Here is a 17,789-nt window from a genome sequence, read left to right on the forward strand (position 1 = left end):
GACGACGACTTCTTCGCCAGGGGCGGCAATTCCCTGATGGCCACCCGGCTCGCGGCCCGGCTCGGCGCGGCACTGGGCGGACATGTCCCGGTGGCCGCGGTGTTCGAAGCACCGACACCGGCGGCGCTCGCCGAGCGTCTCGCGGTCACCGAGCGCGGCGCGGCCCGGCCCGCACTGGTCCGCCGCGCCTGCGCCGGGCCCGCGCCGCTCGCTCCCGCGCAGCAGCGCATGTGGGTGGTCGACCGGCTCGCGCCGGATTCGTCGGCCTACCACATTCCGGCCGCGCTGCGGTTGCGCGGCGAGCTGAACGTGGCGGCGCTGGAGGCGGCCGTCGGCGATGTGCTCGACCGGCACGAGACGCTGCGCACGAGGTACCCCGATACCGAGGCGGGACCCGTGCAAGAGGTTGTGCCCGCATCGCCGGTCGGCCTGACGCCGATCCCGGTGCCGCGAGCGGAACTGGACACGCGGATCGCGGAGTTCGTGTCCCTCCGCTTCGACCTCGCCACCTCGCCGCCCGTGCGCGCCGCCCTGTTCGGCACCGACGCCGACGACCACGTCCTGGTGGTCGTGCTGCACCACATCGCTGCGGACGGGTATTCGATCGCGCCACTGACCGCCGACCTGGTGCGCGCGTACGCGGCCAGGTCCGCCGGACACGCGCCGGAATGGGATCCACCGGCGATCCGATACCGCGACTACAGCGCCTGGCAGCACGAGATGCTCGGCGACGCCGCCGATCCGGACAGCCTGGCGGCGCGCCAACTCGCCTTCTGGCGAACCGAATTGGCCGCTGCGCCGGAAATCCTGGCCCTGCCCACCGACCGTCCGCGCCCGGCACGCCGAAGCATGCAAGGGGCAAGCGTTCTCCGCGAGATCGGCGCCGAGCGCACCGTCCGGCTGGAGCGGCTGGCCCGCGAACACGGCGGCACGCTGTTCACCCTGGTGCACAGCGCGCTCGCGGTGCTGCTGGCGAAACTGTCCGGCTCGGGGGACATCACGGTCGGCGTCCCGGTCGCCGGACGCGGTGCCCGCGAGCTGGACGAGCTGGTCGGCATGTTCGTCAACACCGTGGCGTTGCGCACCGAGGTCGACCCGCGCGCGAGCTTCGCCGAACTGCTGCGCCGGGCCACCCGGCGCGACCTGGCCGCGCTCTCGCACGCGGACGTGCCGTTCGATCAGGTGGTCGAGGCGCTGGGCGTCATCCGTTCCGGGTCGTACGCGCCGCTGTGCCAAGTGTTGCTCACCTTCCAGAACATGCCGCGGGCAGAGGTGGAACTGCCCGGCCTCGCGGTCGAGGCGGTCGATCTCCCGCTCGCGGACGCGAAATTCGACCTGCAGGTCACGGTGCTGGAGCGGTTCACCGCCGACGGCGCGCGCACCGGTCTCGAGCTGCGCTTCGGCTATGCGACGGACATCTTCGACGAGCCGACCGCGCAGGCGTTCGGTGACCGATTGCTGCGAGTGCTGGAGACGGTCGCCGCGGATCCGGCCGTGGACGTGCGCGCGATAGACATCCGTTCCGCGGACGAACGGCGGCCCCGGCCCGCCCCGTCGGTGGCCGACCTGCCCGCGCTGATCGCTCGCGCGGCGCAAGTCGCCCCCGACGCGCCCGCGTTCGAGCACGGTGATCGGCAGGTCCGCTTCGGTGAACTCGACGCGAAGCTCGCGGCCGTCGCCAGGGCGATGGGCGCGGCGGCCAAACCCGAAGCCCTGATCCATGTCTCGCTCGCCGGGCTGGTGCCCGGCTTGCTCGCCGCGCTCGGCGGCAGCGGCCTCGCGGCCTTGCTGCAGACCTTGCCCGCCGCCGCGGAGGCGGTGCTCGCCGACCCGGCGGCGGCCCTCGATTCGGAAGGAAACCGCTGATGACCCACGCAGACGCCGTGCGCCGCGCCTACGGCATCGACGACCTGCCCGGCCTCGTCGCCATGGTCGCCGGACGGGAGCCGCAGCGGGTGGCGCTGCGCCACGGGGAGCAGACCGTCACCTACGCGGAACTGGCCGCGGACATCGCGGCGCTGTCCGCGGTCATGGGCGCGGACGCGCTGGTCCCGGTAGTGGTGTCCGGTCGGCTGCCCGCGCTGCTCGACTCCGGTGACGGCGCGCTCGGCGCGGTGCTGGACGCGCTGCTCGACGATGCGCTCGCGGCCGCGCCGGACGCCCCGGCCGCCGCCGCGCCGGTGGAGACGCTGGTGAGCGTGTACGAGGAGCAGGTGCGGCGCACCCCGGACGCGATCGCGCTCGACTACGCAGGGGCCACCCTGACCTATGCCGAATTCGACGGCCGCGTCAACGCGCTGGCCCACCACCTGGTCGGACTCGGCGTCCGGCCGGACACGCCGGTGGGTCTGGCCGTCCGCCGCTCGATCGACCTGGTGGTGGGCATGTACGCGATCCTGAAGGCGGGCGGCGCGTACCTGCCGATCGATCCGGACCATCCGGCCGACCGCATCGCCTATGTGCTCGCGGTCGCCGCGCCGGTGGTCGTGCTGACCACCACGTCCGACGAGCCAGGCTTCGGGTCCGCGATCGCCACGCTGCGGATCGACGAATTCGCGAGCCCGCCCACCGCGGACGCGCCCGCGGTCGCCCGCTCGGCCGATCACACCGCCTACGTGATCTTCACCTCCGGCTCCACCGGCCGGCCGAAGGGCGTCGCCGTGTCGCATCGCGCGATCGTGGCGAATCTGCGCTGGCGGCAGCGGATGTACCGGTTGCGCGCCAGCGACGCGGTGGTGCAGAAGACGCCGTTCACCTTCGACGTGTCGGTGTGGGAGTTCTTCTGGCCGTTGCAGGTCGGCGCGCGGCTGGTCGTCGCGGAGCCGGACGGTCATCGGGACCCGGCGTACTTGGCGCGGCTGATCGGGGAGCGCGGCGTCACGGTGGCGCATTTCGTGCCGTCCATGCTCGCCGTCTTCGTCGCCGAGCCGCGGGCGGCCGCGGTGGATTCGCTGCGGTTGGTCTTCGCCTCGGGCGAGGCGCTGCCCGCCGCCACCGCCGCGGCCTTCCGCGACATCTGTGGCGCGACGCTGCACAACCTGTACGGGCCCACCGAGGCCGCGGTCGACGTGACCGCGCACGAGGTGACGGGCGCGGACGTGGCCGCGGTACCGATCGGCGTGGCCGCCGACGACACCGAGCTGCTGGTGCTGGACGACAGCTTGCGTCCGGTGGCGCGCGGGGTGGTCGGCGAGTTGTACCTGGCGGGCGTGCAGCTGGCCCGCGGCTATGTCGCACGGCCCGGCCTGACCGCCGAGCGGTTCGTGGCCAACCCGGAGGGCCCGGCGGGGGAACGGATGTATCGCACCGGTGACCTGGTGCGCTGGGCCCCCGGTGCGGAGGGCGGGCCGGACGAACTGGAATATCTGGGTCGCACCGACTTCCAGGTGAAGCTGCGCGGCCTGCGGATCGAGCTCGGCGAGGTCGAGGCGGCACTGCTGCGGCACCCGCGGGTGACCCGGGCGGCGGTGGCGCTGCACCGGCGGGCGAGCGGCGATCACCTGGTGGGCTACATCGTCGGCGACTCGATAGATGCCGCCGAGGTGCTCGACCGTCTCCGGCGCGAGCTGCCCGAGTACATGGTCCCCGCGCTGCTCGTCCCGCTGGACGCGCTGCCGCTGAACGCCAACGGCAAGCTGGATCGCCGGGCGCTGCCGGAACCCGAATTCGGCTCCGGCGCATCGGTGTATCGTGCGCCGGAGACCGAGGCGGAAACGGCGGTGGCCGCTGTTTTCGCCGAGTTGCTCGGCGTGGCGCGCGTGGGCGCCGATGACGATTTCTTCGCGCTCGGCGGCAATTCGCTGCTCGCCACCCGTGCTCTCGCCCGGATAGCCGCCGCCCTCGGCGCGACCGTGGACGTGCGCGACTTCTTCGACCGCCCGACCGTGGCCGCGGTGGCCGCGCTGGCGCGCCCGGTCGCGCCGCGCCCGCCGCTGGTGGCCGGTCCACGTCCGGACCACGTGCCGCTCTCACCCGCGCAGCGGCGGATGTGGTTCCTCAATCGGTTCGACGCCGACGCCGAGCAATCCCGCGACCTCGGCGCGGCCGCTGTGGACAACATTCCGGTGGCGCTGCGCCTGCGCGGACCGCTGGAGGTGGCCGCGCTGTCGGCGGCGATCACAGATCTGGTGGCCAGGCACGAAGTGCTGCGCACCGTGTACCCCCAGACGTCCGCCGGACCCGCGCAATCGGTGCGGCGGGTGCACGCGGTGTTCGACCTGACGCCCGTCGACGTACCGGAAGACAGGCTGGGCGCGGCGATCCGCCGGGCGGCGGGCCAAGGCTTCGACGTCGCCGAGGAGATCCCGGTTCGGGTGCGCCTGCTGCGCTGCGGGCCCGAGGACCACACGCTGGTGCTCGTCGTCCACCACATCGCGGCCGACGGTTTCTCGCTCGGTCCGCTGATGCGCGACTTGTCCACCGCCTACGCCGCGCGCCGCGAGGGCCGGGCCCCGGAATGGGCCGCGCTGCCGGTGCAGTACGCGGACTACGCGCTGTGGCAGCAGCGGGTGCTCGGCGTGGAGACCGATGCCGATTCCCTGGCCGCGCGCCAACTCGCCTTCTGGCGGACGGAATTGGCCGAATTGCCCGCGCAACTGGATCTGCCCGCCGATCGGCCCCGTCCGGCCGCGGCCTCGTTCCGGGGCGCCACCCACGAGTTCGCCCTCGACCCCGCCCTGCGCGCCGACGTGGAGGCGTTCGCGGCGCGCGTTCGCGCCACGCCGTTCATGGTGCTGCACGCGGCCCTGGCGGCCCTGCTGGCGCGGTTGTCGGGGACCGTCGACATCGTGATCGGCACGCCGGTCGCGGGCCGGGGCGAGGCCGCCCTGGACGATCTGGTCGGCATGTTCGTCAACACGCTCGTGCTGCGCACCGAAGTGGAGGCCGCGCGCGGCTTCGCCGACCTGGTCGCGCATGCCGCCGACCGCGACCTGCGCGCGTTCGCGCACGCCGACATCCCGTTCGAGCAACTGGTGGAGGCGCTGAACCCGGCCCGGTCGGCCGCTCGGCATCCGCTGTTCCAGGTCGCGCTGTTCATGCAGAACATCGGGCCGATCGCGCCGGCCATGCCCGGCCTGGACATCGAGCCGGTCGATTTCGATCCCGGCTTCGCGAAGTTCGATCTCCAGCTCACGGTGTCCGACGCCGCCGACGGCTATCGCGCCGAATTCACGTACGCCACCGACCTGTTCGACGCGTCGACGGTTCGCGAATTCGCGGCGAAGTTCGTCCGCCTGCTGCGTGCGGCGGTGGACGACCCGGACGTGCCGGTCGGGGACCTTCCGCTGCTCGACGCGGGGGAACTGGACTACGTCACCGCGAGCTGGAACGCCAGCGGGCACCGAGTGCCGGACCGCTTCCTGCACGAGGGATTCGACGCGCAGGTACGCCGCACTCCGGATGCCGTGGCGCTCATCACCGACACCGAGCGGTCGAGCTACGCCGAACTGTCCGACCGGGCCGACCGGCTGGCCAGGATGCTGATCGGGGTCGGGGTCGGCCCGGAAGCGCTGGTCGTGCTGGCCTTGCCGCGTTCGGTCGAGCTGGTCGTGGCCATGTACGCGGTGGCGCGGGCGGGTGGCGCGTACGTCCCGGTGGATCCGGCGCATCCGGCCGAACGCATCGGTCACATCCTCGACACCGCGCGACCGCACGCGATCCTTACCAGCAGGGCGGCCGAATTCGATGCGGGCAACGCATCCGCGCCGGTCTATCACTTGGACGAACTCGATCTGTCCACGTACCCCTCGGGCAAGATCGGCGACCGCGAGCGCCACGGCGCGCTGCACCCATCGCATCCGGCCTACGTGATCTTCACCTCCGGGTCCACCGGTAAGCCGAAGGGCGTGGCGGTGAGCCACCAGGCCATCGCCAACCAGCTGGCCTGGATGCACGCGGAATACCGTCCGCGCCCCGGCGACGTGTATCTGCAGAAGACCGCGAGCACCTTCGACGTCTCGCTGTGGGGCTACTTCCTGCCGCTGCGGGCGGGCGCCACCCTGGTGCTGGCGACGCCGGACGGGCACCGCGATCCGCGCTACCTCGCCGAAACCATCGCCCGCGAGGGCGTGACGCTCACCGACTTCGTGCCGTCGATGCTCGCGGCGTTCGCCGCGCACGCGCAACCGGGCGAACTCGACTCGCTGCGCGAGGTTTTCGTCATCGGCGAGGCGCTGTCGCCGGCAACGGTCGCCGCGTTCCGGCAGGTGTGCGACGCGGCCCTGCACAACCTGTACGGCCCGACCGAGGCGGCGGTGTCCGTCACCAACCGTGCGGTCACCGAGGTGGACGAACCGTACGTCCCGATCGGCGAGCCGGAGTGGAATGCGCAGGTCTACGTGCTGGACGGCCGGTTGCGGCCCGCCCCGATCGGCGTGCCGGGCGAGCTGTATCTGGCGGGCGCGCAGCTGGCGCGCGGCTATCACGGTCGCGTCGACCTGACCGCCGACCGTTTCGTCGCCAACCCGTTCGGCGCGCCGGGCACCCGCATGTACCGCACCGGTGACCTGGTGCGCTGGAGCCGCGACGGCGAACTGGTCTACCTGGGCCGCACCGATTTCCAAGTGAAGTTCCGCGGTCAGCGCATCGAGCTCGCCGAGATCGAGGCGGCGCTGCTGGCGGCGCCCGAGGTGCGTCAGGCCGCGGCGCGGCTGGTCTCCGGACCGGCGGGTGAGTTCCTGGCGGGCTACGTGATCGCCGCGCCCGGTTCGACTATCGATCCCGGCTCGGTGAAAGCGTTCGTGGCGCAGCGCCTGCCCGCCTACATGGTGCCCACGGCGGTGGTCGAGCTGCCCGAATTCCCCCGGAACACCAGCGGCAAGCTGGACCGCGCGGCCTTGCCGGTCCCCGAGCTCGCGGCCGAGCGCTTCCGTCCGCCCGTGAGCGCCGCGCAACGGCTGGTCGCCGCGGTCTTCGCGGAGGTGCTGCGGGCAGAGCGGGTCGGGCTGGATGACGATTTCTTCGCCCTCGGCGGCAGTTCCCTCGACGCCACACAGGTCACCGCCCGCACGGGCGAGGCCGCGGGGGTGCGCGTCCCGGTGCGCGCGCTGTTCGACGCGCCCACGGTGGCGGGCTTCGCCGCCGCGGTCGAGGGGCTCGGCGCGGCGGGGGCCGAGCGGCTCCCGCTGGTCCGCCGGAAGCGGCCCGCGCGGGTGCCGCTCTCGCCCGCGCAGCAGCGGCTGTGGTTCCTCAACCGCGTCGAGCCCCAGGACGGCGCCGACAGCGTCTACAACCTGCCGATCGTGCTGCGGCTGACCGGCCGCCTCGACGTGACCGCCCTGGAGCGCGCCGTGCTCGACGTGCTGGCCCGGCACGAGACACTGCGCACCACCTATCCCGACACCGACAGCGGCCCCTGCCAATCCGTGCTCGCCGCCGCTGACATCGGGCTGAGCCTGCATCCGGTACCGATCGACCGACGCGCGATACAGGACGCCGTGGCCGGGATCGTGCGCGCCGGATTCGACGTGACCGACGAGCTGCCGTGCCGGGTCGCGTTGCTGTCGGTCGACCGGGTGGACGAGGCGCGCGGCGTCACCGGCGACGAATACGTGCTGGTCTTCGTCGTGCACCACATCGCAGCCGACGCTCTCTCGATGGCGCCGTTGGTCACCGATCTGGTCCGCGCCTACCTCGCCCGCCTGACGGGCCGACGGCCGGACTGGGAGCCGCTGCCGGTGCAGTACGCCGACTACAGCCTGTGGCACCGGGACCTGCTCGGCGCGGAGGACGTCCCGGGTGACCTCGCCTACCGGCAACTGCGTTTCTGGCGCGCCGTACTGGACGGCGCCCCCGCGCAGCTGCCGCTCCCGGCCGATCGGCCGCGCCCCGCCGTCGCGTCGCACGAAGGAGCCGCCGTCGACTTCGTGATCGAGCCCGAGGTGGCCGCGGGCCTGCGCGCGCTGGCCCGGCGCACCGGCGCGACGCTGTTCATGACGCTGCACGCGGCCTTCGCCGCCACCTTGGCCAGGATGAGCGGCAGCGCCGACATCGTGATCGGCTCGCCGGTCGGCGGACGCGGCGAACGGGCGCTCGACCCCCTCGTCGGCATGTTCGTCAACACCCTCGCCCTGCGCACGCGAGTCGCCGCCGAGGCCTCGTTCGCCACTCTGCTGAGCGAGGTGCGCGACGCCGACCTGGCCGCGTTCTCGAACGCCGATCTGCCGTTCGAGCGGCTGGTGGACGCCATGGCGGTGGATCGCTCCGCCGGTGCGCACCCGCTGTTCCAGGTGATGTTCAGCTTCGAGACCGCGACGCACGCCTTGGACGGGAAGGCCGTGGAGGTGCCGTGGTTGTCGGTGCGTGCGGTCGAAATCCCCGATGACGGGGCAAAATTCGATCTGCACCTGGTGGTGGCGCAGCGGCCGGGATCGGCGGGACTGTCGGCCACCTTGCGCTACGCCACCGATCTGTTCGACCCCGTGACGGCCGAGTCGTACGCCGACCGCTTCCGGCGGATGCTCGTCGCCGCGGCGGTGGATCCCGGGACGCGGATCGGTGACGTCGAGCTGCTGTCCGACGCCGAACGCGGGCGGGTGCTGGAGGAATGGAACGCCACCGCGCACCCGGTCGCCGAATCGGACACGCTCGCTTCGTTGTTCGCCGCGCAAGTCGAACGCACGCCGGACGCGCCCGCGGTCACCTTCGAGGCGACGAGACCGGCGCAGACGGTGTCCGACCACCTGGCGGCGAGCCACGGCGCGGCACCCCATCGTCTCTCTTCGGCCCCGGCCCAATCGTCGCCCGGCAATCCCTCCGTGACGCTGAGCTATGCCGAGTTCGCCGGCCGGGTCAACCGGCTGGCGCGGTGGCTGGTCAGTCGTGGCGTCGGCCCGGAAACGCTGGTGGCGCTGGGCATGCGCCGGTCCGTCGATCTGGTGGTGGGCATGTACGCGGTCGTCGCCGCGGGCGGCGGCTACCTTCCGATCGATCCGGACCACCCGGCCGAGCGCACCGCCCACATCCTCGCCACGGCGGCCCCGGTATGCGTGCTGACCGCGGGCGCGGACCTGCACTGCGGTCTGCCCGAGACGCGGATCGATCGGCTGGACCTGTCCGGCTACCCGGACACCCCGCTCACCGACGCCGACCGGCGCGCGCCGCTGCGCCCGGCGAACACCGCCTACGTGCTGTTCACCTCCGGCTCCACCGGCGCGCCCAAAGGCGTGGCGATGAGCCACCGCGGCATCGTCAACCGGCTGCGCTGGATGCAGTCCGCGCACGTCGCGCTCGGGCCGGGGGATGTCCTGTTGCAGAAGACGCCCGCCACTTTCGACGTGTCGGTGCCGGAGTTCTTCTGGCCGTTGCAGGTCGGCGCGCGCATGGTGCTGGCGCGGCCCGACGGTCACCGGGATCCGGCGTACCTGGCCCGCCTGATCCGCGCCGAAGGCGTCACCGCGGCGCACTTCGTGCCGTCCATGCTGGCCGTTTTCCTCGCGGGCGAGTACGACGTGCCCTCGCTGCGGGAAGTCTTCTGCTCCGGTGAGGCGCTGCCCGTCGGCGTCGCCCAGCGGATGCGTGAACTCACCGGTGCGCGCGTGCACAACGGCTACGGGCCCACCGAGGCCGCCGTGGAAGTGACCTTTCATACGGTGTGCGACACCGACTTCGAGACCGTGCCCATGGGCAAGCCGATCTGGAACACCCGGACCTACGTGCTCGACGTGCGGCTGCGGCCGGTGCCGGAGGGTGTGCCGGGCGAGCTGTATCTCGCGGGCGCGCAACTGGCGCGCGGCTATCTGGGCCGCCCCGACCTCACCGGAGACCGTTTCGTCGCCGACCCGTTCGGCCCGCCCGGCGAACGGATGTACCGCACCGGCGATCTGGTGCGGTGGACCCGCACGGGCGACCTGGAGTTCTTGGGCCGCACCGACTTCCAGGTCAAACTCCGCGGCTTGCGCATCGAGCTCGGCGAGATCGAGTCGGTGCTGCTCGCGACGCCCGCGGTCGCCCAGGCCGCCGTCCTGGTCCGCGACGATCGCGGCGCGGGCGAGCAACTGGTCTCCTACCTGGTGGCGGACGCGCCGGTGGAGATCGCGGCGGTACGCGACGCGGTGGCCGAGCGGCTGCCCGGCTACATGGTGCCGCAGGCGTTCGTGGTGCTGGATCGGTTCCCCGTGAACGCGTCCGGGAAGCTGGACCGATCGGCGCTGCCCGCGCCCGCGATCGCTCCGGCGGTGTTCGAAGCTCCCCGAGGGGAGGCGGAGACGCTGGTCGCCGAGACGTTCACGGCCTTGCTCGGGGTGACCGAGGTCGGCGCCGAGGACGATTTCTTCGCCCTCGGCGGCAACTCGCTCAGCGCCACCCGGCTCGCCGCGCGGCTGGGCAAAGCCACCGGCGCCGAGGTGGCGGTGCGCACGATCTTCGACGCGCCCACGGTGCGCGCACTGGCGCGGCGGCTCACCGTCGACGGCCCGGCCGAGACCGGACCCGTCGCGTTGCCGCCGCTCACGCCGCAGGAGCGCGGCGAGCCGATCCCGCTGTCGATCGCCCAGCAGCGCATGTGGTTCCTGAACCGTTTCGACACCACCAGCGGCGCGTACAACATCCCGTTCGCGCTGCGCCTCACCGGCGCGCTGAACGTGCCCGCCCTGGAGGCGGCGATCGCCGACGTGATCGCCCGGCACGAAACGCTGCGCACGATCTATCCCGAGCACGACGGCGAAGCGACCCAGCTGGTGCTGCCCGCCGGGACGAAACTGGTCGAACTGGTGGCACGGCCGGTGCCGGTGACCCACGTGCCCGAACTGGTCGCCGCCGCGGCGCGCGCCGGCTTCGATGTGACCGCCGAGGTGCCGCTGCGCGTCCGCTTGCTGCGCGTCGAGGACGACGACCGGCCGGGCGAGCCGCGGGAACACATCCTGCTGTTCGTCGTGCACCACATCGCCGCCGACGGCTGGTCTTTCGCACCGCTGACCCGGGATCTGGCCAACGCGTACGTCGCGCGGTGCGCGGGCATGGCGCCCGCGCCGGGATCGCTGCCGGTGCAGTACGCCGACTTCGCCATCTGGCAGCGCGCCGCGCTCGGCTCCGCCGATGACCCGGCCTCGGTGCTGTCGCGGCAGCTGGCCTACTGGACCGATCGGCTGGCCGGGTTGCCCGAGGTGCTGACGCTTCCGTCCGACCGGCCCCGCCCCGCGGTCGCCACCAACCGCGGCGCCGCGCTGACCGGCCGGTTGGACGCCGACCTGCACGAGCAGATCCGCGACCTCGCCGCCGCGCACGGGGCGACGCCGTTCATGGTGCTGCACACCGCGCTCGCCGTGCTCCTGAGCCGCTACGGCGCGGGGCGGGACGTGGTGCTCGGCGCACCGGTCGCCGGTCGCGGCGAGGAAGCGCTGGACGAATTGGTCGGCATGTTCGTCAACACGTTGGTGCTGCGCACCGAGGTTCGCCCGGACGCGACCCTGGCCGAACTGCTGGCCTCCGTGCGTGACGCGGACCTGGCCGCCTTCGATCACGCCGCGGTGCCGTTCGAGCAATTGGTCGAGGTGCTGAACCCGGTCCGCTCGCAGGCGCACGCCCCGCTGTACCAGGTCGCGCTGACCCTGCAGAATCAGGCCGCACCGGAATTCCGGCTGCATCGGCTGGCCATCGCCGCGCTCGAGGTCGGCGCGGCGCCGATCCAGCTCGACCTGGACTGGACGCTGACCGACCGCTACACCGCCGACGGCGCGCCCGACGGCATCGACGTGCACCTGCACTACGCCGTCGATCTGTTCGACGAGCCGACCGTGTCCGGGTTCCTCGCCGCCTTCGAACGCGTGCTGCGCGCCATGGTGCGCGACGCCCGCACCGAGGTGGGCGCGGTCGAGCTGATGTCGGTGACCGAACGCGGCCTGCTGCTGTCGGACCGCAACGCCACCGCGCACGCGCTGCCCGCCGAGACGCTGGACGACCTGCTCACCGCCCGCGTCGCGGCGAGCCCGGACCGCGTCGGCGTGCGCTACGAGGACACGGCGGTGACCTACGCCGAATTCGCCTCCCGGGTGAACCGGCTGGCTCGCACGCTGATCGACGCGGGGGCGGGCCCGGAGGACATCGTCGGGCTGGCGGCGGCACGCTCGATCGACATGCTCGTGGCGATGTACGCGATCGTGCGGGCGGGCGCGGCGTATCTGCCGATCGATCCGGAGCACCCGGCCGAACGCCTGGCGCAGGTCGTCGCCGATGCCGCGCCACGGCTGGTGCTGACCGCGGGCGGAGCGACGCCGCCCGTCCCGCCCGGTGTGCCGGTGCTCGACCTCGCCGAGCTCGATCTCGACGGCATCGCCGCCGGACCGGTCACCGATGCCGAGCGCCGCGCCGCGCTGCGGCCGGACAACACCGCCTACGTGCTGTTCACCTCCGGCTCCACCGGACGTCCGAAGGGCGTGGCCGTCAGCCACCGCGCGATCATGAACCAGTTGCGGTGGCTGGAGTTCCGCTACGAAGTCACCGCGTCCGACCGCATCCTGCAACGCGCGCCGCTGACCTTCGACGTGTCGGTGTGGGAGTGCTTCCTGCCGATCGCCGTCGGCGCGCCGCTGGTGATCGCCCGTCCCGGCGGGCATCTGGACCTGGCCTATTTCGCGGATCTGCTGCGCGAGCATCGGATCACCATCGCCGAGTACGTGCCCTCGGTGCTGGCCGCGCTGATCGGCGAGGGCATGGGCGACGCGCTGCGCTCGTTCCGGCACCTGCACTGCGGCGGCGAGGCGCTCACGCCCGATCTGCTCGCCGCGCTGCGCGACAGCGTCGACGGCGCGGTGCACAACGCCTACGGCCCCACCGAGGCGGCGATCTCGGCGATCTATCACGAATTCACCGACGGCGATACCACATCCGGGCGGGACGTGGCCATCGGCCGCCCGTGCTGGAACACCAGGGCCTATGTGCTGGACCCCCGGCTGCGCCCGGTGCCGATCGGCGTCACGGGGGAGCTGTATCTCGCGGGCGATCAGCTGGCGCGCGGCTATCACGCCCGTCCCGGGCTGACCGCCGAGCGGTTCGTCGCCGACCCCTTCGGCGTGCCCGGCCGCTCGATGTACCGGACCGGTGATCTGGTGCGCTGGACTCGCGAGGGCGATCTGGTGTGTTTGGGCCGCAACGATTTCCAGGTCAAACTGCGTGGCCAGCGGATCGAGCTGGGCGAGATCGAGGCCGTCCTCGCCGCCGCGACGGGCGTGACCAACGCGGCCGTGCTCGTGGCCCGCGACCACGCGGGAGGAGAATGCCTGGTCGGCTACGTCACCGGAGCGGGCCTGACGCCCGCGGCAGTGCTCGGCTCGGCGCGTGCCCAGCTGCCCGCCTATATGGTGCCCGCCCACGTCGTCGTGCTCGACGAGATGCCGCTGACCACGGTGGGCAAGCTCGATCGCGCGGCGCTGCCCGCCGTCGCGCTCACCGGCGCGGCCGCGGAGTTCCGCGCGCCGCGGGAGGGGACCGAGGCGGTGCTCGCCACGTTGATCGCCGACTTGACCGGCTCGGCGCGGATCGGCGCGGACGACGACTTCTTCGCCCGCGGCGGCAATTCGCTGCTGGCCATGCGGCTGGTCGCCCGGGTCGACGCCGCCTTCGGCTGCGCGCTGACCGTGCGCGAGGTGTTCGAGGCGCCGACCGTGGCCGGGCTCGCCCTGCGCATCGCGGGGGCGGAGCCGCCCGACGTCGCGCGGCCCGCGCTCGCCCCGGCGCCGCGTCCGGCGCGAATCCCGTTATCGCTGGCGCAGACTCGGATGTGGCTGCTGCACCGGCTCGATCCGGACTCGGCGGTGTACCACATCCCGATCACCATCCGGCTCGCAGGCGCGCTGGACGCGGCGGCGTTGCGGGCGGCCGTGCGCGACGTGATCGATCGGCACGAATCGCTGCGCACCGTCTTCCCTGCGGATGCCGAAGGCCCTACCCAGGTGGTGCTGGCCGGAACCGACGTGCCGGAACTGCCCCTGACTGCGATCGACGTGCCCGAGCCCGAACTGCGTGCCGCGGTGCTGGCGACGGTCGCGGAGAGCTTCGATCTGCGCACCGGTATCCCAGTGCGGGCGAGCCTGTTCCGCGTCACGCCGGAGGACCACGTGCTCGCCGTGGTGGTCCACCACATCGCCGCCGACGGCATCTCCACCGCACCGCTGGCCCGCGACCTGATGACCGCCTACACCGCGCGAGCCGCCGGGCAGGCGCCGTCGTGGCGGCCGCTGCCCGTGCAGTACGCGGACTTCACCCTCTGGCAGCGCGCGACGCTGGGTTCCGCGAACGATCCGGACTCGCCGCTGTCGCGCCAGATCGCCTACTGGCGCGCCGAACTCGACGGACTCGCGCCGGTGCTGGAGCTGCCCGCCGACCGTCCCCGCCCGGCGGTGGCCTCCGGACGCGGAGCCACCGTCGAATTCGCGGTTCCCGCCGACCTCACCGGCGCCGTCGCCGATCTCGCTCGGCGGCGCGGCGTCTCGACGTTCATGGTGCTGCATGCCGCTTACGCCGCGCTGCTGGCCCGGCTCACCGGAGTGGACGACGTCGTCATCGGCACGCCGGTCGCGGGCCGCGGCGAGCAAGCGCTGGACGACGTGGTCGGCATGTTCGTCAACACCCTCGTGCTGCGCACGCCGATCGCGCCGGAAGCGTCCTTCACCGAACTGCTCGGCCGCGTGCGCGAGGTCGACGTGCGCGCCTTCTCGCACGCCGACCTGCCGTTCGAGCGCTTGGTCGAGGAGCTGAACCCGGTCCGCTCGCAGGCGCATTCGCCCATCGTGCAGACGCTGCTCACCTTCGAGCAACACGACGACACCGTGCTGCGCCTGCCCGGTCTCACCGTGTCGGCCTACCCGCTGGACAACCGCGTCGCCCAGTTCGATCTGGCCGTCGAACTGACCGAGTATCGCGCGGAGACCGGTTACGCGCTGCGCGGCGTGTTGCGCTACGCCACCGACCTGTTCGACCGGAACACCGTCGAGACGTTCGGCGCTCGGTTCGTGCGCGTGCTGCGGGCCGTGGTGGCCGATCCGTCGGCGCGGGTCGGCGATCTCGAGCTCATGGACGCCGCGGAACGAGCGCTGGTGCTCGACCGGTGGAACGACACCGCCGTCCCTGGCGACCCGGCGGCCACGCTGATCTCGCTGTTCGAGGCGCAGGTGGCCAGGACCCCGGACGCGCCTGCGGTCACTGTCGAGGGACGCACCTTGTCCTACGCCGAGTTCGCCGGACGGGCGCGGCGGCTGGCGCGCTGGCTGTGCGGACAGGGCGTCGGCCCGGACGCGCCGGTCGCGCTCGGCATGCGGCGGTCGCTGGAGTTGGTGGTCGGCATCTACGCGGTCACCCTCGCGGGCGGCGCGTACGTCCCGCTCGACCCCGACCATCCGGCCGAGCGGCTGGAGTACGTCTTGTCGACGGTCCGGCCGGTATGCGTGCTCGCCTCGGGTGCGGATCTGGACGCGGGCGCTGCGCGGCAGGTTCGCGTCGACCGGCTCGACCTGGCCGGCTACGCCGCCACTCCGCTGACCGCCCTGGACCGGCTCGGTTCGCCGGCCCCCGGCCACACCGCGTATGTGATCTTCACCTCGGGGTCGACCGGCCGTCCGAAGGGAGTCGCCGTCACCCATGCGGCGATTGTGAATCGGCTCACCTGGATGCAGTCGGCGTATCCGCTGGCCACGGACGACGTGGTGCTGCAGAAGACCCCGGTCACCTTCGACGTTTCCGTCTGGGAGCTTTTCTGGCCGTTGGCATTCGGCGCGCGCTTGGTGGTCGCGCGTCCAGATGGACATCGCGACCCCCGCTACCTGGCCCGGCTGATCGCGGGGCAACGCGTCACCACGGTGCATTTCGTACCCGCCATGCTGGGCGTTTTCTTGGCCGAGGCACACACAGGGGAGTGCATTACGCTGCGCAACGTCTTCGCATCGGGCGAGGCATTGCCCGCGGTTACCGCGCAGCGGGCGCGCGAGGTGATCGGAGCGCGGGTGCACAACCTGTACGGCCCTACCGAGGCCGCTGTCGACGTCACCTATCACGAGGTGACCGATGCGGACGTGGCGTCCGTGCCGATCGGCAGGCCGGTGGCCAACACCCGCCTGCTGGTGCTGGACGCCCGGATGCGGCCGGTGCCCGTGGGAGTACCGGGCGAGCTGTACCTGGCGGGCGCGCAGCTGGCCCAGGGGTATGTCGCTCGCCCGGAGCTGAGCGCGGACCGGTTCGTCGCCGGCCCGTTCGGGCCCGCCGGGGCGCGCATGTACCGCACGGGGGACCTCGTGGCCTGGCGGCCCGACGGTGAGCTGCGGTATCTGGGTCGCACGGACTTCCAGGTGAAGCTGCGCGGTCTGCGCATCGAGCCCGCCGAGATCGAGTCGGCGCTGCTGGCGCTGGACGCGGTCGCGCAGGCGGTGGTACTGGTCCGCTCGGACGAACGGTTGGGCGATCAGCTCGTCGCCTATCTCGTCCCGGCGAGTCGCCACGAGATCGACGTCGAGGACGTGCGCGCCGCGCTGAGCATCGAATTGCCCGCTTATATGGTGCCCACCGCGTTCGTCCCGCTCGAGCGGTTCCCGGTCAACGCCTCGGGCAAGCTGGATCGTGCCGCGCTACCCGCGCCGGAGTTCGCGGCCGTCGGCTACCGGGCTCCCGCCACCCGCACCGAGGCGAGGGTCGCGCGGATCGTCGCGGCGCTGCTCGGCGTCGAGCGCGTCGGTGCGGACGACGACTTCTTCGCCCTCGGCGGCAACTCGCTGCTCGCGACCCAGGTCGCCGCCCGGCTCGGTGCCGAACTGGACGCCGAGATCCCGGTGCGGCTGCTGTTCGACGCGCCGACCGTGGCGGCGCTGGCAGCGCGGGCCGAGCGGCTCGCGGGCACCGGCGGCAAACCCGTGCTCGCGCCGCGGCCGCGCCCGGAGCGCATCCCGCTCTCGCCCGCCCAGCAGCGCATGTGGTTCCTGCACCGCTTCGATCCCACCACGACCGTGCACAACATCGCGGTGGTGGTCCGCCTCACCGGCTACCTGGACCCGGACACCCTCGCCGCCGCCGTCGGCGATGTGGTGGGCAGGCACGAGACCCTGCGCACCGTGTATCCCGACCACGAGGGCATCGGCTACCAGCGCGTGCTCGACATCGGCCGGGTTCCGGTGGTCGAGGTGCTGGAATCCGCGGGCGCGCTGCGGGAATTCGTCGCGGCCCCGTTCGACCTGACCGCCGAGGTACCGCTGCGCATCGGCCTGGTGACCCGGTCCGATCGCGATCACCTGCTGGCCTTGGTGGTGCACCACATCGCGGCCGACGGGTTCTCCATGGGCCCGCTGGCCCGCGACCTCGCCGCCGCCTACGCGGCCCGCGCGACGCGCACCGCCCCGGTCTGGACCGAGCTCGATCTGCAGTACGCCGACTACACGCTCTGGCAGCGCGAGGTGCTCGGCGCCGACGACGACCCCGACTCGGTCGCCGCGCGCCAGCTGGCGTACTGGCGGGAGACGTTGGGCGCGCTGCCCGCCCAGCTGGACCTGCCCGCCGACCGGCCGCGGCCCGCGATCGCCTCGCACGCCGCGGCGAGCACCACCACAACATTGCCGGAAGGGATCGGCGACGGCGTCGCCGCCGTAGCCGTGCGCTACGAGGCCACCCCGTTCATGGTGGTGCACGCCGCGCTGGCCACCTTGCTCGCCAGGCTGTCCGGCACGGCCGACGTCGCGATCGGCGCGCCCGTCGCGGGCCGCGGCGACGCGGCGCTGGACGACCTGGTCGGCATGTTCGTCAACACCCTCGTGCTGCGTGCGCGGGTTCCCGGTTCGGACACCTTCGCCGCCGTGTTGCGCCGAGTGCGCGAGCAC

The 17,789-nt window shown here is 72.8% G+C and carries 2 protein-coding genes (both cut by a window edge); both read left to right on the forward strand.

Going from position 1 to position 17,789, the window contains the following annotated elements; translation table 11 throughout:
• Window positions 1-1,866, forward strand: the final stretch of a protein-coding gene (locus GVY64_RS19570; protein WP_236566994.1) for a non-ribosomal peptide synthase/polyketide synthase. The gene continues 15,927 nt to the left of window position 1, outside the view; the window shows 1,866 of its 17,793 coding nt (coding positions 15,928-17,793); its start codon lies beyond the left edge, outside the window; it ends in the stop codon at window positions 1,864-1,866.
• On the forward strand, window positions 1,866-17,789 hold the 5' portion of the coding sequence (locus tag GVY64_RS19575; RefSeq protein ID WP_159843416.1) for a non-ribosomal peptide synthetase. 9,372 nt of this gene lie beyond the right edge of the window; the window shows 15,924 of its 25,296 coding nt (coding positions 1-15,924); it begins with the start codon at window positions 1,866-1,868; the stop codon falls past the right edge of the window. Before GVY64_RS19570 ends, GVY64_RS19575 begins: the two co-directional genes overlap by 1 nt.

This window comes from Nocardia sp. CY41 (assembly GCF_009829325.1).
GTDB lineage: Bacteria > Actinomycetota > Actinomycetes > Mycobacteriales > Mycobacteriaceae > Nocardia.